Source organism: Mesorhizobium sp. M1B.F.Ca.ET.045.04.1.1 (genome assembly GCF_003952465.1).
Classification (GTDB): domain Bacteria; phylum Pseudomonadota; class Alphaproteobacteria; order Rhizobiales; family Rhizobiaceae; genus Mesorhizobium; species Mesorhizobium shonense.
This window is the reverse complement of sequence record NZ_CP034448.1, coordinates 1,616,312-1,640,880: the sequence shown is the minus strand read 5'-3', so window position 1 is coordinate 1,640,880 and position 24,569 is coordinate 1,616,312. Positions and strand designations below refer to the sequence as shown.

Genomic DNA, 24,569 nt, shown 5'->3' with positions numbered 1-24,569 from the left:
CGGCATCCTCTGCCCGTATAGTGACGGGGAGAGGGGCGCTGTCGATGCCGATTTCGCCAGTCACCAACGTCGCAAGAACGGCGCCGAGGCTGCGGCCAGCCCCTTCTCCCCGTCACTATACTGGGAGAAGTGCCCGGCAGGGCGATGAGGGGCAGCGCCGACGCTCCGCTAAAGTGCGCTTGCCGCGCGTCGTTCATGTTTGCCTCTTTGGCTGCGGCACATCTCAACAAAGCATGATCTCGACTATGGTGCCAACCTCTTCGCTATCCGAATTTGGTTGGAAGCACGCCTGCCCACGCTTCTAGCCAACCAGATGCCGAAAGGCCGCCACCACCTGTTCGTAGACCTTGCGCTTGAACGGCACGATGAGGTCCGGCAGCTCCTGCATCGGCCGCCACGCCCATTGATCGAATTCGGCCTTGTGGCCGCCCGGCGGCGGGTTGATCTCAATCTCGCTCTCGTCGCCCTCGAAGCGATAGGCGAACCATTTTTGCGTCTGGCCGCGATAGCGCCCCTTGAAGGCGACGCCGACCAGATGCGGCGGCAGGTCGTAGTTGATCCAGTGCGGCGCCTCGGCAAGCAGCGACACGCTGCGCATGCCGGTTTCCTCGTAAAGCTCCCGCTCCGCCGCGTTAAGCGGCTCCTCGCCCTTGTCGATGCCGCCCTGCGGCATCTGCCAGAGTTTCGTGGTGCCGGAAAACTCGCTGTCCGGCTCGGCGATGCGGTGTCCGACCCAGACCAGGCCGGCGCTGTTCAAGATCATCAGTCCGACGAGGGCAGCGTCTCGGGATCGATCATTTTCTTGGACATTCCTGGATTGCGGTATCGGCGAGAGACCGATGATTAGAGCAATTCCAGGAAAAGTGCGAAACGGTTTTCCGTCCGGAATTGCGTTGAAAACAAACAGATAGAGCGGTTCTTCGTTTCCATGAAACGGTGAACCGCTCTAGCCTTTCTGCGGGTCGATGGCGACAGCGGAAATCGGCACGATCTCGATGCCGCGCTTCTTCGCCTCGGCGACCCAGGACGTGACCGTGTCGACGGTGATGTCGAAAGCCGAGCCGATGCCGACGGCACTGCCCTTGGCCCGCGCCGTGGCTTCCAGACTGTCCAGCTTCTTGAGGATTTCGCCGCGATCCTGCACCGCGTCGATCGCCATGTCGCCGGCGACGAACGGCACGCCGTCCTTCAGCGCGAGTTCGGGCGCCAGGCTTCGCGCGGACGAGCCGTCGTCGACATAGGCAAGCCCTCGCTTGCCGAGCTCGGCCATGAACGGACCCATCGCGTTTGCGTCGGCCGAGAAGCGCGCGCCCATATAGTTCATGACGCCGGTATAATTGGTCGTCCTGGACAGCGCCCAGTGCAGGCTCTTCAGATTCTCGTCCGGGCTTGCCGAGACCGTCAGCGTGTTGCGCCCCGGATTGACGTTCGGATAGTCGAACGGCTCAAGCGGTACCTGCATGACGATCTCATGCCCGCTCTGCCGCGCCACCTTCATCCAGCGGTCGATGCTGTTGCCCTGCGGGGCAAACGCCAGCGTCACCTCGGGCGGCAGTTTGGCGATCGCCGCCTGCGTCCCGGTCTGCGAGACGGAGAGCCCGCCGATGACGATCGCCACGCGCGCGCCGCGCGCGCCCGACCATGGCCGGGCATAGACGTCGAACGGCCGCCTGCCGTCGGCGGAGCGGACCGGCAGCGGACCGCCCTCGCTGGCCTCGATCAGCGCCCTGTCCGGAAGATGCGCGACCTTCAGATTCTGCCCGAGCGCGGAGGGGTCGCGGATGACGATCCCGGCTTTGGGTGGACCGTCGCCGTCTTCGGTCTGGACATGGATGATCTGCGGGCCGCCGCTCTTCATCGGCGTGCTCGCATTGGGATTCGCCCGCGCCGTTTCAGCCGATGCTGATGCCGGCGCCGGCGCCGGAGCTGGCGCTGGCGCCACGGTCACCTTCGGCGTCGAAACGGCCATCTCTTCCGGCTTGCGGAAAGGTTTTTCACGCAATGCGATCGCACCGGAAATGCCGACCACGGCGAGGATGGCGACCGCCGCGCCAAGCGTGCCGGCGCTGATGCCGCGCCAAGCAAGGCGCTGAGGCCGGAGCGTCTGTCCGAGCGGGCGTTCGATATCCTTGCCGATGTCAGCCAAGCCGCATCCCCAAGCCCGTGGCGCGGCTGACCGCATTGTCAGCGCTCACGAGCGAATTCAACCCTCGGCGCCCCGGCGCCTCATCCCCGAATCAAACTGCCGGAACCTCGCGGTCCCGGCAGCATCGCATCGCTTCGGTCGGTCGGCCAGAGCGATATGCTCCGGTCAATCCCGCCTTTACTGGTTCAGCACAGCCTTGTCCGGGTTCGGCGGGAAGGCCGGATCGGTCTTTTGGCCACGCAGCAGCTGTTCGGCATAGATCAGCTGCAGGTCGTCCTTCGGCTCCGGCGGCACATAGGCGGCCGAGCCCGAGCCGGTTGCACCCTCGTCGGCACCCTTGATGTGGCCCTTGAGGTCGGATTCGCCGCGGGTCAGGTCCCTGCCCTGCAGGTCCGGCGGCAGCGGCTGCTCGACCTTGATGTCGGGCGTGATGCCCTTGCCCTGGATCGACTTGCCCGACGGCGTGTAATAGAGCGCCGTGGTGAGCCTGAGCGCGCCATTCTCGCCGAGCGGGATGATGGTCTGCACCGAGCCCTTGCCGAAGGACTGCGAGCCCACCACCGTGGCGCGGCGCAGATCCTGCAGCGCGCCGGCGACGATCTCGGACGCGCTCGCCGAGCCGCCATTGACCAGCACGATCAGCGGCTTGCCGCCGATGTCGTCGTTCTGCTTCGGCTTGGCGTCGAAGCGGGTGACGTCCTTCGGGTCGCGGCCGCGGGTCGAAACGATCTCGCCGCGCTTCAGGAAGGCGTCCGACACGCTGACCGCCTGGTCGAGCAGGCCGCCCGGATTGAGGCGCAGGTCGAGCACATAGCCCTTCAGCTTGTCGTTCGGCACCTGCTTCTTGATGTTCTCGATGGCGTTCTCGAGATCGTCGTAGGTCTTCTCGGTGAAGGAGGTGATCTTCATGTAGCCGACGTCGTTCTCGACCCGGAACTTGACCGCCTTGACCTTGATGATGTCGCGCACGACCGTCAGCTCGATCGGCTTGTCGGCGCCCTGGCGCAGGATGGTGAGCTTGATCGGCGTGTTGACCGGGCCGCGCATCTTCTCGACCGCGTCGTTGAGGGTGAGGCCGCGCACCTCTTCGCCGTCGATCTTGGCGATATAGTCGCCGGCAAGCACGCCCGCCTTGGCGGCCGGCGTGTCGTCGATCGGCGTGATCACCTTGACCAGGTCGTTCTCCATGGTGACCTCGATGCCGAGGCCGCCGAACTCGCCCTTGGTCTGCACGCGCATATCCTGCGCCTGCTCGGCGTTCATGTAGGAGGAGTGCGGATCGAGCGAGGCGAGCATGCCGTTGATGGCGTTCTCGACCAGCGACTTGTCGTCCGGCGGCGTCACATATTGCGCGCGCACGCGCTCGAAGATGTCACCGAAGATCGCCAGCTGCTTGTAGGTCTCGGAGCCCGCAGCATTCGCCGCCGAGCCGGGTGCGCCGTAGACCAGGCTCATTGCCGATGCGCCCATCAGCGCGCCGGCAAACAGAAGCGACAATTTCCGCATCATTTCACGTCCTTCCAGAAAATCGGTCCGCCCACCAGGGTGCCGGATCGACGGGTTTTCCATCCTTGCGGAACTCAACATAGAGTTCCGGCGTCGCATTTCCATTCTGCGAGGCCGAAGTGCTCGCCACCCGGGCCTCTCCCATCGCGCCGACCGGTTCTCCTGCGAGCACCGACTGTCCGGTCGCGACGCTGATTCTGCTCATCCCCGCCAGGACGACATGATACCCGTCGCCGGCATTGAGGATCAAGAGTTGACCATAGGAGCGAAACGGCCCCGCATAAAGCACGTTTCCGTCCGCCGGCGCGGTGACGATGGCCCCCGATTGTGTCGCAACCATGTCACCCTGCATCATGGCGCCATTGCCGTCGTCCGTTCCGAACCGCCTTTTGATCTTGCCGATGACCGGCAGCGCGATCTGGCCCTGCAGCGCCGCGAACGGGGCGGAAGCGGTCAAACGGTTGCCCTCCGGCACCGGCAGCGCGGCCGGTTCGGTCATGGAGGCCGTTCTGTCGCCATCCGCCGATTTCCGCTCGGCCGCGCTGGCCTGCTCGGCCGCCTTGCGCGCCTTGTCGGCCTCGAGCGAGGCGATGAGGTCCTTCAGGCTGCTGGCCTTGGCCGCCAGCTGCTGCGAGCGCTGCTGCTCGGCCGCGAGTGCCGCTTCGGTATCGGCCTGCAGCTTCCGCTTAGCCTCGAGCAGCATGGTCAACCGCTTCTTCTCCGCCGTCTGCTCGGTGACGGCAGCGGTGAGCCGCCCCCGTTCGGCCTCGATCGAGGCGGTCACCCGGGTCTGTTCCTTGAGATCGGCGAGCAGCCTGTCGGTCTGCTGGCGCAATTCCGGCACCACGGCGCCGAGCAGGATGGCGCTGCGCACCGACGACAGCGCGTCCTCCGGCTTGACCAGGATCGCCGGCGGCGGGTTGAGCCCCATGCGCTGCAAAGCGCCAAGCACTTCGGCGAGCACGTCGCGGCGCGCGACGAGCGAGGCGTGCAGCTTCTCTTCCTCCGCCTTCAGCCCTTCCAGCTTGGCGCCGATGTCCTCGATGTCCTGGCCGAGCTTCTGCGCGGTCATGGCCGACTGGATGAGCGCCGCGCTGATCGAGGCATGGTCCTTCTTGACCGTCGCGACGTCGGCGGCAAGCTTGGCAAGCCGCTCGGACGACAAGGTGATTTCCTTGGAAACCTGCTCGTATTCGGCCCGGCTCTGGTCGGGATCGGGCGCGCGATCGAGCGTGTTTTCCACCGCCTGGGCCGGCCCGAGCGCAATCAGCGCGGCGACAAGTGTCAAGCCGCAGCGGCTGCGCCAGGCACGCATTCTCGAATTCCAGCCTTCAGACATCAGGCCTCGACTCTAATCGCCGCTTCGTTAACGAACCATCAACCATGTTGGAGGAGCCCCAACCATTGGGATGATGTGGAGTGCCATTGGGGCGGAAATCCGGAGAATACGTGTCTCCTAGTTCCCCGACACAGGGATTTTGAAAGGTTGCCGTTTGTCTTGGTGCAAGATTTTCCGTTCATTTTCGTGAAATCAGCACAAACGGCGGGGATTGGTTGAAGCCGCCCCAACGTCGTCATTCTATGGCGGAGCAAGGAGCGAAGCGACGCGCGCAGACCATAGAATCCATTCCGTGACTTCGAAGCGTTGCTGCGGTGCAGAATTCTGCTCCGTTGCACTCCTTGGCGAAGGTAACGGAATGGATTCTAGGGTCTGCGCGGTACGCTTCGCTTCCCGCTCCGCCCTAGAATGACGAGGGATAGGCGTTTCGGCCAATCTCCAATGCATGGCCACCTGCCAACGCAAACAGAGCCTGGGAGCCGCCCTCGTGCGGGCGCCGTATCACGATCGATGATACGGATGCCCCGCCAGGATGGTCGCGATGCGATAGAGCTGCTCGCCGAGCATGACGCGAACCAGCTGATGCGGCCAGGTCAGCGCTCCGAACGACAGCACCAGATCGGCCTCCTCGCGCAAGGATTTGTCATGGCCGTCGGCGCCGCCGATCGCGATGACCAGCGCTTTGCGGCCGCCGTCGCGCAACTGGCCGATTCGTGCCGCCAGATCCTCGGAGGACAGCGACTTGCCGCGTTCGTCGAGCAAGATGAGCACGGTGCCCTGCTGCAGCTGGGCCTCAAGCTTCTGGCCCTCCTCGCGGCGGCGTTCGTCGGCGCTCTGGCCGCGGCTCTCGGGGGTCTCGACGATGCCGGCAAATTCCAGCCCGACCGCGGGCCCGCTTTTGGCGAAGCGCTCGAAATAGCGGCCGGCCAGTTCTCTCTCGGGGCCGGTCTTCATCCGGCCCACGGCATGAACGGTAATCTTCATCCTCGCCTCGGCGAGCCGTCGATCGCTACCGGACCGGAACGGTCACGGCATGCGATACGGCTCAGTGCAAGGTCTCTTCCTCGAGGTCCGGCGCCTGCCACATCTTTTCGAGATTGTAGAATTCGCGGACTTCGGGACGGAAGACATGGACGATGATGTCGCCCGAATCGATCAGAACCCAGTCGGCGCTGGCCAGCCCCTCGACGCGCGCCATGCCGAGACCGGCATCCTTGAGCGCCTTGAGGAGATGATCGGCGACAGCCGAGACATGACGGTGCGATCGGCCCGACGCGATCACCATATAGTCGCCGAGGCTCGATTTACCCTGGATGTCGATTGAGACGATGTTTTCGGCCTTGGAGTCTTCCAGACTGGCAAGGACTGTCTTGATGGCGAGGGAGGCAGCATCGCTTCCGCTGATCCCGGCCGGCGAAGGCACGATGTCGGCCTTCTTCCGCAGTGCTGTTCTCAGTGTGTTTCCTTTCCCAATAAGAACAACCAAATCACCCCGCAAATCAGGTGACACCACTTAGATAGGCAGAGTTCCATTGCAGTTTCAAGACGGGCGTCCTTTCAGGGGAAGTCGCGCATCGGCGCTCGCCTGCTCAAGGAAGGCTGGAAAGATCGGAACTCCTGGCCGCCGCACGGGTTATCGGCTCACCGGACAAAGGGGACTTCACCATGCCGACAGACCCGCAAGACGCACTTCTCATCGTCCAGGCCGGGCTTGCGCAGCTCTCTACGCTCATCGTTTCCTATTCCTTCTCGGCAGTCGGCGCCGTCATCCTTCTGATTGCCGGCTATTTCGTCGCCGGCCTTGCCGAGCGCTCGATCTTCGCCGGCCTCGGCCACATCCACGGCTTCGACGCGACGCTTCGCCATTTCTTCTCGAAGATCGTCCGCTACGCCATCCTGATCCTCGTCGTCATCATGGTGCTCGGCCAGTTCGGCGTGCAGACCGCTTCCATCATCGCCGCCATCGGCGCCGTCGGTCTGGCCATCGGGCTGGCGCTGCAGGGCACGCTGCAGAACATCGCCGCCGGCATCATGCTCCTGGCGCTGCGGCCGTTCCGCATCGGCGAATCCGTCGAGGTCGGCTCGGTCGCCGGCACGGTCGAGGAGATCGGCCTGTTCGCGACCAAGCTGCGCACCGTCGAAGGCGTCTACATCCTGGCGCCCAATTCGACTTTATGGAATCAGCCGGTGCGCAACTTCACCCGCAATGGTGTCCGCCGCACCGACATCACGCTCAGCATCGGGTCGTGGAACGATATCGACCGCGGACAGAAGACGCTGCTTGCCGCCGCCAGTGCCGAGAGGCGCATCCGGCGAGAGCCCGCGCCGATCGCCTTCGTGGCGAGCCTGGGTGAAGCAACGGTTTCCCTGACCTTGCGCTACTGGACGTCGGCGGCGGACTACTTCGCCACCCAGATCGACATGACCAAGCGCGCCAAGCAGGCCTTCGACAGCGAGGGCATCTCGATCCCGCTGCCGCCGCCCGAGGCGCCGCCGCCGGGAGCCCGCAAGCAATAGCCGGTTCAATTCTCTTGGGACTGTTCATCCGGCCCAAAAGCGAGCTCCACCGGCAGCGGCGTCTGTGCCGACATCGGCGCGAAGCTGCCGGTGGCCGCGGCGGGCGTTGGCCGCGCGGCAAACACGCGCCACAGCACGAACAGGCAGAACGCCGAAGCGATTGTGATGCCGACATAGATGAAGGTTTCGGTGCCGAAGACGGCCGAAAGCACCGTCACGATGCCGGGCACGATGAAGCCGGACAGCGACCAGGCAAAGAGCAGCGAGCTCGAGAGCGCCAGCAGCTCTTCCTTCCTGGCGCGGTCGGCGGCATGCGCGCTGGACAGCGAATAGATCGATTCCGAGGCTCCGTCCCAGATCAGATAGATCACCACCAGCGCCATCAGCGCGCCGCCGTCGAAGGCGATGGCGAGCAGGCTCGCCATCACCGCGAGCGCCGCCGCGCCCGCCAGCACATAGCGCCGGTCGGTGCGGTCCGAGAGCCAGCCGAGCGGTATCTGCAGGATCAGCGTGCCGACCGGCATCGCCGACAGAAGCAGCGCCACATCCGCCTGGCTGTAGCCCTTGGCCGTGGCGTGGATTGGCGCGAAACCGGAAATGATCATCGACAGCCCGCCCACCGCCAGCATGCCGACGACGCCGACCGGCGAGATCTTCCAGGCCTGACCGAGCGCCACTGAAGCCGCCTGCGGCGCGGGCGGCTGGGCAAGCCGCGTCATGCCCACCGGCAGGATCGAGAGCGCGGTGAAGGCGATGCCGATCAGCGGCACCGCCGCCGTATGGATGTCGACTGCGGCGAGCGTCGCATAGCCGACGCCCAATCCGCCGATATAGGCGACGTAGAACACGGCCATCACCCGGCCGCGTACGGCGTTCGGCAAGGCGTCGTTGAGCCAGCTCTGCGCGACGATGAAGAGGCCGCAGATGGCAAAGCCGTAGAGCGCCCGCGCCGCGATCCACAGCAGCGGCATCGGCCCGGCGCCGATCGCCACGTTGGAGAGCGCGATCAGCGCCGAAAGCACCATGAACGCGCGGGCATGGCCAACTCTCTTGACGAGAGGCCCGGTCAGGATGCAGCCGGCAAGCCCGCCGGCCGAAAGGCCGGTGACGATCAGTCCGGCCCAGGTCGGATCGAAGCCGTCGGCGCCGAGCCGCACGGGAATGAAGGCGAACATCAGCCCGTTGCCGATCGCGATCAGCGCCATCGACACGATGACGCTGGCAATGGCGATCAGCGGCGCCGATTGCGCGCCCGGATCGGTCGTGGCTTGGTTCTGCTGGAGCATGCTGGCTCCAGCTTGGCTGATCGGCGAATGAAAGGCCGCTGTAAAAGCGACATGGCGCGCCTTCTCCTTCTCCCCTTGTGGAAGAAGGGGTAGCTCTACCCCTTCGCCGCGTTGCGGATCGCGGTGGAAGAGAGCGACGAGCGCGGGCCGTGGATGAAGGTCCAGGCCGGCGCCCGCATGCGGGCAAGCCGCGGCGCGTCACCCTCGTCGACGCGGGCATAATCGAAGGTCTTCGCGACGACCGACGACAGGAAGGAGAGCGTGGCGCCCGGGCGGTCGATGACCGCGATCGGGAAGGTCAGCACGATCTCGCGCCAGCGCTGCCAGTGATGGAAATCGCGCAAACTATCCGCGCCCATGATCCAGACGAAGTCGACGCCGGGATTGCGGGCCTTGACCATCGCCAGCGTGTCTGCAGTGTAGCGGACGTGATGCGTCGCCTCGAAGGCGGTGACCTTGATCTTCGGATTGCGGGCGATCTTTTCCGACAGCGCGATGCGCTCGGCAAGCGGCGCCAGCTCGCGGGCACTCTTCAGCGGATTGCCGGGCGTCACGATCCACCAGAGCTGATCGAGCGCCAGCCTTCTCAACGCGATCTCGGCGACCAGCGCATGGCCGGCATGCGGCGGATTGAACGAGCCGCCGAACAGGCCGACGGCAAGGCCCTTCCCGGCATGCGGCATTTTGAGGTATCGGGCGGGGACGGGCAGCTCGGGCTGGGAAAGCATGTGCTAGGCACCCCCCTCTGCCCTGCCCGTCCTCCGCAGCAGCTGCGCTGCAGCTACGGAGGGTAGACCGGGCATCTCCCACTCAAGGGGAGAGAGTTCGTTCGCAGGCGCAAATCTTGCAGCGTCGGCGATTGGCGAAGCCCTAAATGCCAGCTGATCTCCCCCCTGAGGGCAGGACAATCGCATATGGCGTTCCCCCACTCCGTCTCGGCTTCGCCGAGCCACCTCTCCCCCACATTCGTGGGGGAGAGGAAACGCCAACCGCGAAGGTCGCGGCCTTTGAAAGGCTCGGATTTCCTCTCCCCCATGGACATGGGGGAGAGGTGGCCGCGCAGCGGCCGGAGTGGGGGGCTGGCACCGCCATATGCGATTGCCCTGCCCTTGTGGGGGAGATGTCCGGTCCACCCTCCGTAGCTGCAGCGCAGCTGCTGCGGAGGACGGGCAGGACAGAGGGGGTGCCTGGGCGCAAGCTTCAAGCCCTTGGGGCAAACGGCTTCAAGGCCGCACCTGTCCCGACCCGCGCACGCGGTATTTGAACGAGGTCAGCTGCTCGACGCCGACCGGCCCGCGCGCGTGCATCTTGCCGGTGGCTATGCCGATTTCGGCGCCCATGCCGAACTCGCCGCCATCGGCGAACTGCGTCGAGGCGTTGTGCAGCAGGATCGCAGAATCGATCTCGTTGAAGAATTTTTCGACCGCTTGCTGATCCTCGGCGATGATCGCCTCGGTATGGTGCGACGAGAAGGTTTCGATATGCTCTATCGCGCCGGCGACGCCGTCGACCAGCTTCACCGCGATGATGGCGTCGAGATATTCCGTCACCCAGTCGGCATCGGTCGCCGGGCTAGCGTCCGAGAAAGCCTGCATCACCTCGCTGTCGGCATGAACTTCGCAGCCGGCCGCGCGCAGCGCCTCGAGGATCGGCACCAAATGGGTGGACGCGACCGCGCGGTCGACCAGCAGCGTCTCGGCCGCGCCGCAGACCCCGGTGCGCCGCATCTTGGCGTTGACCGCAATTTTGACCGCCATGTCGAGCTTCGCCGAGCGGTCGACATAGAGATGGCAGACGCCTTCGAGATGGGCGAAGACCGGCACCCGTGCCTCGTTCTGCACGCGCCCGACGAGGCTTTTTCCCCCGCGCGGGATGATGACGTCGAGATTGCCGCTCAAGCCTTTGAGCATCTCGCCGACGGCGGCGCGGTCGGTCGTCGGCACCAGCTGGATGGCATCCTCGGGGAGGCCCGCCGCCTTCAATCCCTCGGCCATGCAGGCATGGATCGCCGACGACGAATTGATCGAATCCGAGCCGCCGCGCAGGATCACCGGATTTCCCGCTTTCAGGCAAAGCGCGCCGGCATCGGCCGTCACGTTGGGCCGGCTTTCATAGATGACGCCGATGACGCCGAGCGGCGTGCGCACGCGTTCGATATGAAGGCCGTTCGGGCGATCCCATTCGGCAATGACGTCGCCGACCGGGTCCTCGAGCGCGGCGATCTCGCGGATGCCGTCGGCCATCGCCTTGATGCGCGACGGCGTCAGCTTCAGCCGGTCCATGAAGGACGCCGAAAGCCCCGCCTCGGAACCGTTCGACATGTCGATGGCGTTGGCCTCGAGGATCGCCTGCTCGTTGCGGAGGATGGCGTCGGCCATGGCGGCCAAAGCATCATTCTTGGCCGCGGTCGCGGCGACGGCCAACGGTCGGGCAGCGGCGCGGGCGCGGCGGCCGATATCGGTCATCAGCGCTATCGTATCTTCCCCGGATTTTTCATGCAGCTTCAGCATGTTTCATCCTCCGCTCACTCTTCGTTTTTTCGCAATTCCGGACGGAAAACCGCGTCACACTTTTCCTGGAATTGCTCTAGTCGTCGGCCAATACGTGGTCGCCGGCAAGGCTCACCACAAGGTCGTCGCGATGGATCATCGCCGAGCGTGCCTCATAGCCGAGCACATTTTCGATCTCGGCCGTCTTCAAGCCCGCGATCCTTACGGCATCGGCGGCATCATAGGCAACCAGGCCGCGCGCGATCTCGCGGCCCTCGGGCGACAGGATCGCCACCGTGTCGCCGCGCGAGAAGTTGCCGCTGACGAGCTTGACGCCGGCCGGCAGCAGCGACTTGCCCGACTTCAGCGCGCCGACGGCGCCGGCGTCGACGGTCAGCCGGCCGGCCGGCTCGAGCTGCCCGGCGATCCAGGTTTTATAGCCCTTCACCGGACTGGCGCTCGGCTTGAAGAAAGTCGCGCGCTCGCCGCGCTCGATCGCCATCAGCGGCGACAGCCGCGTGCCAGCGGTGATGATCATCGCCGTGCCGGCGGCGTTGGCGATCTTGCCGGCGTCGAGCTTTGTCCGCATGCCGCCGCGCGACAATTCGGATGCCGCCGCCCCCGCCATTGCCTCGATGTCGGGGGTGATGCGGTCGACCACCGGAATGAATTTTGCCCCCGGATCCTTGGCCGGGGGAGCAGTGTAAAGCCCGTCGATATCGGAGAGCAGCACCAGCAGATCGGCGCCCATCATGGTCGCCACCCGCGCGGCGAGCCGGTCGTTGTCGCCATAGCGGATTTCGGAGGTCGCCACCGTGTCGTTCTCGTTGATGACCGGCACCGCCTTCATCTTGAGCAGCGTCGAGATCGTGGCGCGCGCATTGAGGTAGCGGCGCCGTTCCTCGGTGTCGCCGAGGGTCAAGAGGATCTGACCCGATTTCAGCCCGCCCTTGCCGAGCGCGTCCGACCAGGCCCCGGCAAGCGCGATCTGGCCGACGGCGGCCGAGGCCTGGCTCTCCTCGAGCTTCAGCGCGCGCTTGCCGAGCCCGAGGATGGTGCGGCCGAGCGCGATCGCGCCGGACGAAACGACCATCACCTCTGCACCGGCATTGGCAAGCACCGCGATGTCGTCGGCTAAAGAGGTCAGCCAGTCGCGCTTCAGGCCGCTGGCGCGGTCGACCAGCAGCGCCGAGCCGATCTTCACCGTGATGCGCCGGTATGACTTCAGCGATTTCATGGGCTTTGCTGCCAGCGCGTGTCGACGGGAGCGGGAACGGCGTCGCGCGCTTCGGCGACCACCGCCATCAGCGCGCGCTGAACAGCCTCGACGCCTTCGCCGGTGACCGCTGACAACAACATCGGCGCGCGGCCGGCTGCGCGCTTCAGCGACGCCGCCTTCTTCTTGCGGGCCTCCGCGTCGAGGATGTCGACTTGGGAAAGCGCGACGATCTCGGTCTTCTCGGCCAGCCCATGGCCATAGGCTTCGAGCTCGGCGCGCACGGTCTTGTAGGCCTTGCCGGGATTCTCCTCCAGCGCCGAAACCAGGTGCAAGAGCACGCGCGTGCGCTCGACATGGCCAAGGAAGCGGTCGCCGATGCCGACGCCCTCATGCGCGCCCTCGATCAGGCCGGGAATATCGGCCAGCACGAATTCGCGACCGTCGATGCGGGCGACGCCGAGGCCCGGATGGAGCGTGGTGAACGGATAATCGGCGATCTTCGGTTTCGCCGCGGTGACGGCGGCAAGGAAGGTAGACTTGCCTGCATTGGGCATGCCGACAAGGCCGGCGTCGGCGATCAGCTTGAGCCTGAGCCAGATGCTCAGCTCCTCGCCAGGCAGTCCGGGATTGGCGCGGCGCGGCGCCTGGTTGGTCGAGGTCTTGAAATGCTGGTTGCCGAAGCCGCCATTGCCGCCTTTGGCGAGCAGGAAGCGCTGGCCGACGACGGTCAAATCGCAGATCAGCGTCTCATTGTCCTCGGCAAAGACCTGGGTGCCGGCCGGCACTTTCAGCGTGATGTCGGCGCCCTTGCCGCCGGTCATGTTGCGGCCCATGCCGTGCATGCCGGTCTTGGCCTTGAAATGCTGCTGGTAGCGGTAGTCGATCAGCGTGTTCAGCCCGTCGACCGCTTCCGCCCAGACATCGCCGCCGCGGCCGCCATCGCCGCCGTCCGGCCCGCCGAATTCGATGAACTTCTCGCGTCGGAACGACACCGAACCGGCGCCGCCGTCGCCGGAACGGATGTAAACTTTGGCCTGGTCGAGGAATTTCATCGGATTTTCGAGGTTTCTGCTGATTGCTTTGCGCGATTGCTCTAAACCAAGGCGGGGCCAAGGGCGAGGCTGTTTTGCGACGAAAGCGCTGGCACACGCTTTTGCGCACGCGGGAAACACGCCGGCACCGGCCGATTGCGAATGATCCCGCGCGACGATCGTTTCCGGTTCTCGCGGTTCTGCGTTGGTGTTGGAGTACCGGAATGAAGCTCGTCACCTACAACATCCAGTACGGCATCGGCCTCGACGGCCAGTACGATGTCGGCCGCATTACCGACGCCGTGCGCGGCGCCGATGTCATCGCCTTGCAGGAGGTGACCCGCAACAACCCGCGCAACGGCGACCACGACATGGTGGCCGAGATCGGCGAGGCGCTGCCTGACTATTTTGCCGCCTATGGCAGCAATTTCGAGGTCAACATCGGCTCGCGCCTGGATGCCGGCCGCGCCGTCACCAGGACCTTCCAGCTCGGCAACATGGTGTTGTCGAAGACGCCCATTCATCTGTCGCGCAATCTCCTTCTGCCGCGCAGCCGCAGTCTGGAAAGGATGAACTTCCAGCGCGGCGCGCTCGAGGCGCTGATCGAGACGCCGCTCGGTTTCATCCGCTTCTATTCCACCCATCTCGACCACCGCAGCCCCGTCGAGCGCCAGGGCCAGATCCGTTTCCTGCGCCAGCGCCTCTTGAACTATGCGCTGGAAGGCGGGGGCCTTTCCGGCATTCCCGAGATCGGTCTGCCGGACCTGCCCTACCCGGAGGCCTTTATCGTCATGGGCGACTTCAACATGCTGCCCGGATCGCCCGAATATGTCGAACTCGCCGGACGTCCGGACCATGAGTTCGGCATGCCGCTGACCGCCGATCTCGCAGTCGACGTCGCCCAGCGCCTCGACGTTTCCGGCCTGTTCACCTGGGTCGACCCCAAGCGCCCCGATGATGCCGACCGACACAAACGCATCGACTATGTCTTCACCAGCGCTTCGCTCGCCGGCTCGCTGAGGCGCCTGTGGGTCGACCGGCAGGCGCGTGGGTCGGATCACCTGCCGGTCTGGGCCGAGTTGAGCTGAGCTCAACCCGCGCAGAGCGCCCCTCATCCGGCCGCTTCGCGGCCACCTTCTCCCCGAGGGGAGAAGAGGCTGGCGCCGGCGCCTCAAACTCCTCTCTCCTTGGGGAGAGGTCGGATTGCCCCGAATTGCTTTTCGCAATTCGGCTGGCAATCCGCGTGAGGGGGCGCTTGCTCAGCCTTCTGAACCAATCATCAAAAATGCACCCAGTTCCGCAGGCTGTTCCAGGTCTTCCTGTCCAAGCGGTAGCGCTCGACCGGCACCTGGCCGGCGACGATCGAGTTCAGCATGCCCTGGCCGGCATACTGGAAGCCGCACTTGTGGATGACGCGGCGCGAGGCCGGATTGATGACCCTGGTCGAGGCATGCAGCACCTGGATCGAGGTCTTCTGGAAGGCAAGGTCGACCAGCGCATGCGCGGCTTCCGTCGCATAGCCGCGCTTCCAGTAGGGCTCGCCGATCCAGTAGCCCAGCTCCAGCCCGCGATCGGTGGTGTTCAACCCCGCGCAGCCGACGAAGGTGCCGGTGCCGGCGAGCGTCAGCGCATAGACGATGCCGGCGCGGCGCGATGAGGCCATGGCGAGGAAGGCGCGGGCCTCGGCTTCGCCGTAAGGATGCGGCATGCGGGCCAGCATTTCGGCGACGTGACGGTTGTCGGCCAGAGCCACCAGTTGCTCGAGATCGCTCTCGCGCGGAGCGCGCATGACCAGACGCTCGGTGGCGAGCACAGGGCAATCGATCGCGTAACTTTCGTCGTCGGTGTCTTCCGCTTCGGCAACCATTTTAGTCCTCCAGGAAAGAAAAATGAAAAAGGAGAGATGGAAGCCCATCTCTCCTGATCCTTTTCCTGGCCTGGCCAGACACCGGTTCCCGAGATGGGCGCCGGTGTTATGGTGCGGAACCGGCTACTCCGCTGCTTTGGTAATCGGGTTTACCGACACGTAGGTTCGGCCGTTGGCTTTCTTGTTGAAGGCGACTGCGCCGGCTTCGAGCGCAAAGAGGGTGTGGTCCGTGCCCATGCCAACGTTGGTGCCCGGATGCCATTGCGTGCCGCGTTGACGGATGATGATGTTGCCGGCGATGACGGCTTCGCCGCCGAACTTCTTCACGCCGAGCCGCTTGGAGTGCGAGTCGCGACCGTTGCGCGACGAACCGCCAGCTTTCTTGTGTGCCATCTAACTAACTCCGATACGCCTCGAAGGGCGTTTGAAAGGTCTTATGAACGCGTTCGCGTTCCGTTTCAAGTCCGATCCGGCGACGTTTGCGCCGGATCTGCCTTACTTCTTCGCCAGCTCCTTGGCCTGCTCGCGCCAGTCCTTGATCTGGTCGGCGCTGAACGGCATGTACTCGTCGATCTTGGCGACATCCTTGTCGGTGAGCTTGGCCAGCTGCGCGAAGGTGACGATGCCCTGCTCGGCGAGGTCCTTCGCCGCGACCGGGCCGATGCCCTTGATCACGGTGAGGTCGTCCGGCTCGCCCTTCGGCGCCTTGAACAGCGGCGCGGCCTTGGCCTCTTCCTTCGGCGCAGCCTCAGCCTTGGCTTCCTTCTTGGCCTTGGTCTCTTTCGGCGCGGCTTCGGCCTTCGCCTCGGCGGCGACTTCCGCCTTGGCTTCGGGCGCCTTGGCCTCAGCCCTGGCTTCCGGCTTGGCGGCGGCCTTCTTCGACGGCTTGGCGCCACCCAGCAGGATCTCGGAGATCCTGACGGTGGTCAGCAGCTGGCGGTGGCCGATCTTGCGGCGCGAATTCTGGCGGCGGCGCTTCTTGAAAGCGATGACGGTGCGGTTCTTGCCCTGCTCAACGACTTCCGCCGTGACCAAAGCGCCATCGACGAACGGCGCGCCGAAGGTGACGTTCTCGCCCTCGCCATGCGCGAGTACCTGGCCGATCTCGACGATCTCGCCGACCTTGGCTTCGAGTTTTTCGATCTTCAAGAGATCGTTGGCGGCGACGCGATATTGCTTGCCGCCCGTTTTGATGACTGCGAACATTTTTTGCCTTTCGCTGTTCGGTCGGCCTCGATGAACCGCCTCAGGCGGTCCGGCCGTCTTTTTGTCAGTCTGCGGGTTCAAAAAACAAGCGGCGCGGAGAAGCCCCCACGCCGAATGCGGGCTGTCCCTAACCGAAGGTTGCGCGGAAGTCAAGGCAAGCCGACCATACCTTGAGATACCCTGAGCGACGTTGCCGGCAAAGCTCGGCCTGTCGCGGCGCTGTCGCTTTTCGCGGAAGCGGGAAATCGGTCGAATAGGGCCTTGTAACTCCTGCGGTCAGCCGTTATCTAGTGCGCCGCGCCGGCAACGGCCGACCATGACCTCGCGGAGAGGTGGCAGAGTGGTCGAATGCACCGCACTCGAAATGCGGCATACTCGCAAGGGTATCGGGGGTTCGAATCCCTCCCTCTCCGCCATTTAGCTTCCATAATAATCGTTTCCTTTCAAAAGCTTCCTTGTTGCGCTTGACCAGCGCGAAGCGAAACTTATCTTAGACTGTGTAACAAACTGTGTAACATTAGAGAAAGATAATGCGACGTTCCGCAGCGCCAAAGCCGCATAAACGTGAAGGCATCTGGTATCTCGTCCGCAGGGTGCCGAAGGAATTCGCGGCGTTTGATCGCCGCTGCCTAGTACGCATTTCCACGGGCGTCGCCGTGGCTGACGATCCCCGCGGTGTACGGGCGCGAGATGCAGTGCTAAGCCTCGGCGCGGGGCTGGAGGCGTATTGGCGTAGACTGCGGGAAGGCCAATCCGCCGAGGCGGGGCTGCGTTTCGAAGCCGCGAGGAAGCGCGCGCGGTCATTTGGATTGGCCTATCGCTCTAACGAGGAACTAGCAGCGGGGCCGCTCGACGAACTCATGGCCCGTATCAAGCTGCTCCTCGACAAAAAATCGATCGAGGACGCGCAGGACGTCTCGGCCGTCATGGGTGGGGAGAAGCGGCCAGCGGTCCGCCTGAGCGGTCTTATCAAGGAATTCGAGACGATCGAGCAACAGAACTTGCTGACCATGTCGCCTAACCAAATCAAGAAATGGCGTAACCCCAAAAAGCGCGCAGTTGCCAATCTGGTTGGAGTCATTGGCGACAAGGAGATCGCAAGCCTCACTCGGGACGACGCAATCGCGTTCCGCGAGTGGTGGCAAAAGCGGATCGTTGAGGATGGACTTGATATCGGTACGGCCAACAAGGACATCGGCCATGTTTCGAAAATGCTGCGCGTCGTCGATCTGACTCACCAGCTCAAGCTGGAGCCGGTTTTTCGAAACCTGCGTCTTTCCGGCGCCGTCCCCGGGCAACGCGCTGCGTTCACAGCGGAGTTCATTCAGGAGAAGATACTCGCTGAAGGCGCGCTCGACGGACTCAATGACGAAGCCCGCCATCTAATCTATGTGATTGCCGATACCGGACTCAGGCTTTCTGAAGCGGCAAACCTCACCACCGAAACAATCCACCTCGATCAAGAAATCCCGCATGTGCGGGTGCGCCCCAATGGCCGTCGCTTGAAGACCGGTCATTCAGCCCGTGACATTCCCTTGGTTGGCGGCGCACTTGCAGCCATCAAGCTCCATCCGGACGGCTTTCCTCGTTATCGCGACAAGGCCGCGTCACTTTCAGCGCTCGTCAACAAGGTGCTCGCCAGCAAGGAACTTCTGCCGACTTCCGAGCATAGTCTTTATAGCCTGCGACACACTTTCGAGGACCGGCTGACGGCAGTTGAGGCGCCGGAGAAGGTAATTGCTTCTCTGATGGGCCACAAATGGATCCGGCCCAAATACGGCGCGGGACCTTCGTTAGCGCAAAAGCGCGAGTGGCTTCAAAAAATCGCTTTTACCCCGCCCGGGCGAATGTGATTGCGGCGCCATCCAGGCCTTGAGAACCAACCTCACGGCTCCAGCTGTCCGAGCCATTTAGGTTGAGCGTGGCCAGCACGCGCTGCGCTCGCTCGCGATTTCCGAGCTTCCGCCGCATTTGTTCGACCTCGTATTCCAGCCTTTCGAAGGTCGGTATATAGGCATCTCCATGCCGGATGACCAAGTAGGCGGCAACAGCTAGACAGCATTCTAGCTCCGTGGCCGATGGATCGGAAAAAGGGGCGACGCCATACCAAGACGAGCAACGCCTCTCGAGGGCTTCCGAACTAGGCAAACGGCCAGCATGTGGCATGGGATACAAACCTATGCCTGATCGACGAACCTAAAGTGCTCACGAAGCTTGACCGGTACGCGGGCCATCGGAGGGTTCTGCCTAAAACCGCCAAAAATTTTGAAACACCCATTCATCCGGCTCGAATTCAAAGGGATCGGCGATTTTTGGGTTATGGCTTGCAAGCATAGTTCAGCCCAGACAAGAACGCCTGATATCTTGTCGTTCACTGTCACCCTGCCAAATATGGTGCCGGTGACAACGGCAGTTTGGCGAGCAGAAGAATTCCCGAGACTGAGACGTTCTACGGCTTGGCCCATGTTCGCGCTCCTCCTCGATTGGAGACAGGATGGGCCATATGGAAGCGAATAAAAGGAGGTTGGTGACGAGTCTCGGTAGTGGAGTAGAAACGGGTGGAAAAGCTTGCGCTATTCGCCGTCGGCGCCGCTAAGCGCATTTGAGAGAAGGGGCAACGATCGCCAAGAGATGACGTCCGATCGCAAGCCGGCTAGAAATGCGACAGTGACGCGCCTTTTTTGGCACGACCTTAGCACCCGATCGGGCCTCAGCTGGTCGTCGTTGCGCAGCCGATCGGGTGCGATTTTTATAAAGCTCTCTTGGCTTTAGCTTTGAGAGCCCGTCATCGAGACAAATGCAAGGGAACGGTCCCGCCCCCTGGGGACATTCGACATGCCGTGGCAGCTTCCTATGGTGAGCCAGCGCATTCCGATACACGTTTTCCGCGCTCTACCGTTGCTCCAGCACCTGTGCTGAGGCTGAGCGCTTGATCAGGACCCGACCGCTGCTGTTGCGGGATGGTGACTGGGTTGAGGTCGCGAAAACCTTGACCGCGGGTACGTTGTTCATCCAGATGAGCGCTGAGCCGAGAAGCAGCCAAGAACGCTTCCCGTAATCGAATCCTACGGGAACCGCGAAACCAGCGTCCAAGGGACGCAATTCTCCGACGTCGTTCACTCAAGCTCATCTCGCAACTTGAACGCTTGTATGAAGCCGCTGCATGTGCGCCGGTGGACCGGATTGCTGCTATCCAAACCACGTGCTCAGTTTCGCCCCCGTAATAACTCTACCGTCCGAAACGGCTTTCGCGCGTCAGGTCCACCCCACATGAAAGTTCCGCGAGCAGCACGGACGGAGAGGCCGGTCACAACTCCTTCGCGTGCTCTTTTACTACCGAATCAAGTGCCAAATGGAGAGGCACTGCCTTAGAGAACAGGAAGCCCTGCGCGGTTCTGCAGCCAAGCTTGTACAGAGTTTGCCGATCTGCCTCTGTTTCAACGCCCTCGGCCATGACCTCGATCCCGAGCGTCCTACCAAGGTCAATCACCGCTTTGACAAGCAGCCGATTCTCCCGGGACTTGGCTAAGCCGCGAATGAAGCCCTGATCTATTTTCACTTTCCTGATCCGACTGTCCTTGAGCGATGCCAACGTCGAAAAACCGGTGCCGAAGTCCTCGAGCGCGATAGAAATGCCAGCATGTGAAAGCTGGCCGAGCTTTTCATCCACTCTGTCCGGATCCACTGGGGCTTCTTCGGTAATCTCGATGTCGAACATCGTTGCAGGGAGGTCTTTTGCCGCCAGACCATTAAGAATCATCTCGTCAATATCGCCAGCTTCCAACTCGCGCGGTGAAACATTCATCGCCACACGAACATCACGACGGTCAGCTTTGACCAAGCCCTCGATAAGAGCGCAACAGTCGGCGAATACCGTTTGAGTTAGCAGCTGAAGCATTCCAGTTTCGCGTGCCGCTGTCATGATCTCGGGCGGAGAAATGGGACCGTGAAGCGGGTGAGACCATCTTAGCAAGGCTTCAAAACCGACGACGCTTCAGTTTCGAGTCTTACGATTGGCTGAAACCAAGCGACCAAGCTTCTCATCGTTATCGCCGAATGAAGATCGCGTTCGATTGACTGGCGGCGTTGCAGTTCCCGGGCTAGCTCGGCACCGAACAGACAAAATTCATTCCTGCCGCGGCGCTTAGCTGTGTAAAGGGCGATGTCGGCCCGCAACAACATTTCCGTCAGTCCGGGGTTTTCAGCCAAGTAGATTCCTATAGACGCTCCAATGCGGACGGATGCGATCCCAGGATAGGGGCGAGCAAGCTTGGCTATGAGATTGGACGCGAGATTGGTGGGAGAAGGAGAATTCTTTCGCGAAGAAAAAACCAGCACGAATTCATCCCCACCGATGCGGGCGAGCGTTGAGCCCTCCGGTGCTTCTTCCTCTATTCGGCGGGCGATCCTGGCAAGCAGCTCGTCACCCGTTCTGTGACCGTAGGTACCGTTGACAGATTTGAACCCGTCCAGATCAATCAGCATGGCCACAAAGGGTCCATCGGTGTTCTCAAACTGATCGATTGCATGTTCGAGGCCCCGCCTGTTGAGGAGCGCGGTAAGATGGTCCTCCCTGGAATTGCGCTCCATTTCCGCGGCAAGCCGCTCGGCTTGATGTCTCAGGCGGCTCGCGTCACGGAAGCGCGCTTGTCCAACGAACGAGGATCGAACCAGGCCGCCCTCGAAAAGCAGGACGGCAAAAGCCAGAATGTAGTTTTCCGGGGCTCCCTTCGTCAGCAAACATGCGGCGGCAATGAGGAGTGGCGGTGTGATGAAGCATATCGCTGCCGCAGCATATGAGCTGCCGTACGTGACCGCGCCAGCTGAAATGCCCGCCAGAATTATTAGATGCAGCGATGCTTGAGACGTCGTGTATCCAGCCGTTAGGATGGCAAGGAATGACCAGGTGAATCCCGCCAGAAGAGCAAGCCTGCCAAACCAGCGAAGCCGCAGCCAAACCCGTGTCAGATCATCCTGGACTCCGGGTTCCTTCAGCTGATGACGGGCGAGTGCAAGGCGGGCGGCATTTATCGCATTAACGACCGAAAACCAGGCCGCGCCAGCAAGACCGTTCCCGGAAAGGGCCTGCACGGTCAAAATCAGCCCGGACAGCACAATGCTTATCGGCATTGAGACGAAAAGGCCTGCCCTCAGATCAGCGAGCTGGTCCTGAAGGATTCTCGCCTCCAGCGGATCTTCTTTTCCAAGGCTGGACGGGTCAGCTTGCTTACTCCTGCTTGTCCGCAGCCTATGCAGCCCCCCTGAAGGACGGGTTAATTCTTCAATCGGAGATCAGCGTCGGGGAGCAGGATTACTCCGGTGCATCATGCACTCTCTCCCATCGCTCGCCCAGCACGCGCAAAAATGCGACTGCTGGTGCAGTATCACCGCTGGAGCTCCGCCGATATCCCATGCCGGACAAGGGGAACATGTTGGGCAAAGCGAAGCCCCAGATGCCTTGCAAGCCGTGCCGCCAGGTGGTCTCTGGAGTAGAGTCCAATCAATATGTTCGTTGCATGGTAGAGCGGCGCCGCCGACAGGCGCAGCCGCCTTTCGTATATATGCAGCATGTCGGGGTCGCCAACATTGCGGCCGTCGCGGCACGCAGTCATGATTCCACGGGCGAGTTGCTTCTGGCTGCTGAGACCGATGTTGAATCCGTGAGCGGTCACCGGGTGCATGCCGATGGCAGCGTCGCCGATGAGTGCGGCGCTCGGCGCCCGGAATTTGTGCGCCCAGGTCGTGACCAGCGGATAGGTGTGGCGCTTGCTTGCCAAGGTCATTTTTCCAAGGCGCCCTCGACACCGTTTCGTCAACTCCGACAGGAACAAATCATCATCGAAGGCAAGCAGTCTATAGGCCTCGTTTGAGCGCAATGTGAGCAGCAGCGACGACATGCCCTCCGCGAGGGGCAACATCGCTATCGTCTGATGGTGATCGAACCATTCGATGGCGATCTGGTGGTGGGCGCGCTCGTGCCTCACTCGGCAAATCAGCATCGAGTGGCCAAGCCGGTTGATATCGGCGCCGATGCCTAGCAGATCACGCGTGGCGGACAAACGCGAATCCGCGGCAACAACCAGCCGAGCAGTTAAACGCGCGCCATTAGAGAGCGTTACGACTGCTCCTTCTTGGCTGTTTGTTGCATCGACGACCGAGTGGCCGCACAACAGCCGGGCGCGATCCTGCAAGCGGACGATTTTGAACAGCGCCTCGCGGATCCGGCAATTTGGAACCAAAACCCCCAGCGGTTCTCCAGAGTTGCTGGGAGGATCGAAACGAAGAGCGAATGCGCTCGAGCCGTTGAGCACGCGCGCGCCTTGAAGTGCTGATTTGTCCGAAGCCGGGATGACATCCCAGGCGCCGAGCTCGCGAAGGGTTCTGATCGAAGCGTTGGTCAGCGCGATTTCGCGACCATCGAAAGCCGGATTCGCCAGACTATCGAATGTGTTCTGTTCAACAACTGCCACCTTGAGTTCGCTTTGGGCAAGCGACGCAGCGAACGAAAGGCCGACCGGGCCGGCTCCAACGACAACGATGTCAAAATTATCGTCAGAGCCCATCAGCGTGCCGCCATCCGGTCGCCTATCCTCGTGTAACGGTGGAACTGAGCCGAGTGACATGAGCTCCGTGGCCGCCGCATTGCCTAAAGGCGCTGGGCCGGGAGATTCGCATCGATCGGCAACGAAGCACTCAAAGCGCTCAGAGGTGGATGCGGCTAACCGATCCCGCCCTTTGGCCGCGCAGCCGCGCAGATCGCCGCCAGCAAGCGAGACACTCGCGACGCTGGTCAGCCACGGCCGCGCCGCATCGATCGCCACATTCCACCTGGAACCCTTGCGCATACTACTCACGCTCCACGACGTCGAAGCGGGCTCTCTTGCGAGGGTATCGAACGTAGCGCTCTCTCTCGTCATCCCAGCCAAGGTAGCGGAAACTTTTATCCACGACCGCGCATATCTCATCAAGAACCTGCTGCATGGCTTCGATGTCGATGTCCTTGCAATTCAGTCGCCGATAGAGCAAAGCCCACGCGGCGACATAGTCGTCGAAATAGCGCGCGTCACTCGAACCAATGATCAACTTCGGACGGTTGATCGATCTCGAAAACGCACGTCCCAACCCCGATGATGCTCCGCAGCACGTTGACATCACGAGGATCTTCGGCGCTGGATGCGAGCCCTGGAACATTTCTACGAAGTCAGCCCAAAGAAGGCCACTTTCGACGCACACAACCCATCAAAGGCGAAAGCTGTTGATCGGCCCCCGTGTCCGCGCAGCCACGCGGATGGTCAGCCAGCAAGCGAGATACACACGACGCCGGTCAGCTAATGGCTGCGCCGTAAGCACAAGGCATGGCCGACCACACGACAGAAAACCCAGAACCGTGAAGGTGCTGATAATGACGACCAATCTTTCCGTAAGTCATGCATTTCTCCGTCGAAGACTGGTCAATAGAACACACCGATGAGTATGACCCTGATCTGGATCAGCCAGACATGACCAATCGGCACTGGCGGTTCACGGTCAGGTGATCGACCGTGACGTTCCACTTTGGAACCCGTGCGCACATGGCCAAGCTCTCGTCCGGCCACGCGAGGTACTCTCGTGGCATCAGCCGCCTCATACTGGGTGCAATGGGAGGCAGTCCTTCGCACGACAGAGGCTTTTCACAAATGTAGTGTGCAGCTTAGGTCAAGATGGTCATGGAGCATGGAGCATGGAGCATGGACAGCTTGTTCCCGACCGAGCCGGCTCGACTGACGAGCGCGATCCGCGCATCTTATGCACAGCGGATTGAAATCAGCGTTCCGGTTTGTCGTCCCGATCAATTAGTATCCGCTCGGCGGCTCCGTCGAGATCTTCGTATTGACCGCTTCGCAATGCCCAGACGAAGCCGGACACACCCAGTGCACCCAGAAAAAGGGCCACTGGTATGAGATAGAGCAACGTCGTCACGAGG

Annotated in this window: 21 protein-coding genes, 1 tRNA gene and 1 pseudogene; 4 read left to right on the top strand and 19 right to left on the bottom strand. The window is 62.6% G+C overall.

Annotated elements, in window-relative coordinates:
• Positions 1 to 301: 301 nt before the first annotated feature.
• The 6 genes and pseudogenes from EJ071_RS07955 to rsfS form a co-directional block, all read right to left on the bottom strand.
• A pseudogene (locus EJ071_RS07955) lies at positions 302 to 810 on the bottom strand (RNA pyrophosphohydrolase).
• A 136-nt stretch (positions 811 to 946) separates the two neighbouring features.
• A complete protein-coding gene (locus EJ071_RS07950) occupies positions 947 to 2,146 on the bottom strand; it encodes a divergent polysaccharide deacetylase family protein (protein WP_126097391.1) in 1,200 nt (399 codons plus the stop codon).
• Positions 2,147 to 2,323: 177 nt separating this feature from the next.
• Positions 2,324 to 3,655, bottom strand: a complete 1,332-nt coding sequence (locus EJ071_RS07945) for a S41 family peptidase (protein WP_189521424.1) — start codon at positions 3,653 to 3,655, stop codon at positions 2,324 to 2,326.
• 1 nt (position 3,656) lies between these two features.
• Entirely contained in the window at positions 3,657 to 4,991 is a 1,335-nt protein-coding gene (locus tag EJ071_RS07940; protein ID WP_126097390.1) for a murein hydrolase activator EnvC, read from the bottom strand.
• A gap of 501 nt (positions 4,992 to 5,492) precedes the next feature.
• A complete protein-coding gene (rlmH, locus tag EJ071_RS07935; RefSeq protein WP_126097389.1) occupies positions 5,493 to 5,975 on the bottom strand; it encodes a 23S rRNA (pseudouridine(1915)-N(3))-methyltransferase RlmH in 483 nt (160 codons plus the stop codon).
• 61 nt (positions 5,976 to 6,036) lie between these two features.
• On the bottom strand, positions 6,037 to 6,414 hold the full coding sequence (rsfS, locus tag EJ071_RS07930; protein WP_126091382.1) for a ribosome silencing factor: 378 nt from the start codon (positions 6,412 to 6,414) through the stop codon (positions 6,037 to 6,039).
• Positions 6,415 to 6,656: 242 nt separating this feature from the next.
• On the opposite strand from rsfS, the gene EJ071_RS07925 reads away from it, so the two are divergent.
• Positions 6,657 to 7,508, top strand: coding sequence for a mechanosensitive ion channel domain-containing protein (locus tag EJ071_RS07925; protein WP_126097388.1), 852 nt, complete (start codon positions 6,657 to 6,659; stop codon positions 7,506 to 7,508).
• Between the two features lie 5 nt (positions 7,509 to 7,513).
• Here the strand turns inward: EJ071_RS07925 and EJ071_RS07920 are convergent, their stop codons facing one another.
• The 5 genes from EJ071_RS07920 to obgE form a co-directional block, all read right to left on the bottom strand.
• Entirely contained in the window at positions 7,514 to 8,794 is a 1,281-nt protein-coding gene (locus tag EJ071_RS07920; protein WP_126097387.1) for an MFS transporter, read from the bottom strand.
• Between the two features lie 95 nt (positions 8,795 to 8,889).
• Positions 8,890 to 9,477 carry a nicotinate-nucleotide adenylyltransferase gene (locus EJ071_RS07915; protein WP_126097386.1) on the bottom strand — a complete coding sequence of 196 codons (588 nt, stop codon included), beginning with the start codon at positions 9,475 to 9,477 and terminating at the stop codon, positions 8,890 to 8,892.
• Positions 9,478 to 10,017: 540 nt separating this feature from the next.
• Entirely contained in the window at positions 10,018 to 11,304 is a 1,287-nt protein-coding gene (locus EJ071_RS07910; RefSeq protein ID WP_126097385.1) for a glutamate-5-semialdehyde dehydrogenase, read from the bottom strand.
• Between the two features lie 76 nt (positions 11,305 to 11,380).
• Complete coding sequence (gene proB / locus EJ071_RS07905; protein ID WP_126097384.1) at positions 11,381 to 12,520, bottom strand: glutamate 5-kinase; 1,140 nt, start codon at positions 12,518 to 12,520, stop codon at positions 11,381 to 11,383.
• Entirely contained in the window at positions 12,517 to 13,554 is a 1,038-nt protein-coding gene (gene obgE / locus EJ071_RS07900) for a GTPase ObgE (protein WP_126097383.1), read from the bottom strand. Before obgE ends, proB begins: the two co-directional genes overlap by 4 nt.
• A 203-nt stretch (positions 13,555 to 13,757) precedes the next feature.
• Between obgE and EJ071_RS07895 the strand changes: the two genes are divergently transcribed.
• Positions 13,758 to 14,621, top strand: a complete 864-nt coding sequence (locus EJ071_RS07895) for an endonuclease/exonuclease/phosphatase family protein (protein WP_126097382.1) — start codon at positions 13,758 to 13,760, stop codon at positions 14,619 to 14,621.
• Between the two features lie 191 nt (positions 14,622 to 14,812).
• Here the strand turns inward: EJ071_RS07895 and EJ071_RS07890 are convergent, their stop codons facing one another.
• The 3 genes from EJ071_RS07890 to rplU all read right to left on the bottom strand — a co-directional run bounded on the left by EJ071_RS07890 (position 14,813) and on the right by rplU (position 16,606).
• Positions 14,813 to 15,400, bottom strand: a complete 588-nt coding sequence (locus tag EJ071_RS07890; protein WP_189521423.1) for a GNAT family protein — start codon at positions 15,398 to 15,400, stop codon at positions 14,813 to 14,815.
• Positions 15,401 to 15,523: 123 nt separating this feature from the next.
• Complete coding sequence (rpmA, locus tag EJ071_RS07885; protein WP_126097380.1) at positions 15,524 to 15,793, bottom strand: 50S ribosomal protein L27; 270 nt, start codon at positions 15,791 to 15,793, stop codon at positions 15,524 to 15,526.
• A gap of 102 nt (positions 15,794 to 15,895) precedes the next feature.
• Entirely contained in the window at positions 15,896 to 16,606 is a 711-nt protein-coding gene (gene rplU / locus EJ071_RS07880) for a 50S ribosomal protein L21 (RefSeq protein WP_126097379.1), read from the bottom strand.
• A gap of 326 nt (positions 16,607 to 16,932) precedes the next feature.
• Between rplU and EJ071_RS07875 the strand changes: the two genes are divergently transcribed.
• Together EJ071_RS07875 and EJ071_RS07870 are read left to right on the top strand one after the other, a co-directional pair.
• Positions 16,933 to 17,022 (top strand) — tRNA-Ser (locus EJ071_RS07875).
• 114 nt (positions 17,023 to 17,136) lie between these two features.
• A complete protein-coding gene (locus EJ071_RS07870; protein ID WP_126097378.1) occupies positions 17,137 to 18,459 on the top strand; it encodes an integrase in 1,323 nt (440 codons plus the stop codon).
• Positions 18,460 to 19,913: 1,454 nt separating this feature from the next.
• On the opposite strand, the gene EJ071_RS39315 is transcribed toward EJ071_RS07870, so the two are convergent.
• The 5 genes from EJ071_RS39315 to ccoS all read right to left on the bottom strand — a co-directional run bounded on the left by EJ071_RS39315 (position 19,914) and on the right by ccoS (position 24,565).
• Positions 19,914 to 20,579 carry an EAL domain-containing protein gene (locus tag EJ071_RS39315; RefSeq protein ID WP_245454739.1) on the bottom strand — a complete coding sequence of 222 codons (666 nt, stop codon included), beginning with the start codon at positions 20,577 to 20,579 and terminating at the stop codon, positions 19,914 to 19,916.
• Positions 20,573 to 21,721: a GGDEF domain-containing protein gene (locus tag EJ071_RS39310; RefSeq protein ID WP_245454738.1), complete on the bottom strand. Its 1,149-nt coding sequence runs from the start codon at positions 21,719 to 21,721 to the stop codon at positions 20,573 to 20,575. The genes EJ071_RS39315 and EJ071_RS39310 overlap by 7 nt, the downstream gene beginning before the upstream one ends.
• Before the next feature lie 269 nt (positions 21,722 to 21,990).
• Positions 21,991 to 23,172: a 5-demethoxyubiquinol-8 5-hydroxylase UbiM gene (gene ubiM / locus EJ071_RS07860; protein WP_185928959.1), complete on the bottom strand. Its 1,182-nt coding sequence runs from the start codon at positions 23,170 to 23,172 to the stop codon at positions 21,991 to 21,993.
• A gap of 280 nt (positions 23,173 to 23,452) precedes the next feature.
• On the bottom strand, positions 23,453 to 23,797 hold the full coding sequence (locus EJ071_RS07855; RefSeq protein WP_126057793.1) for a hypothetical protein: 345 nt from the start codon (positions 23,795 to 23,797) through the stop codon (positions 23,453 to 23,455).
• Between the two features lie 612 nt (positions 23,798 to 24,409).
• Entirely contained in the window at positions 24,410 to 24,565 is a 156-nt protein-coding gene (ccoS, locus tag EJ071_RS07850) for a cbb3-type cytochrome oxidase assembly protein CcoS (RefSeq protein ID WP_081714250.1), read from the bottom strand.
• Positions 24,566 to 24,569 lie beyond the last annotated feature (4 nt).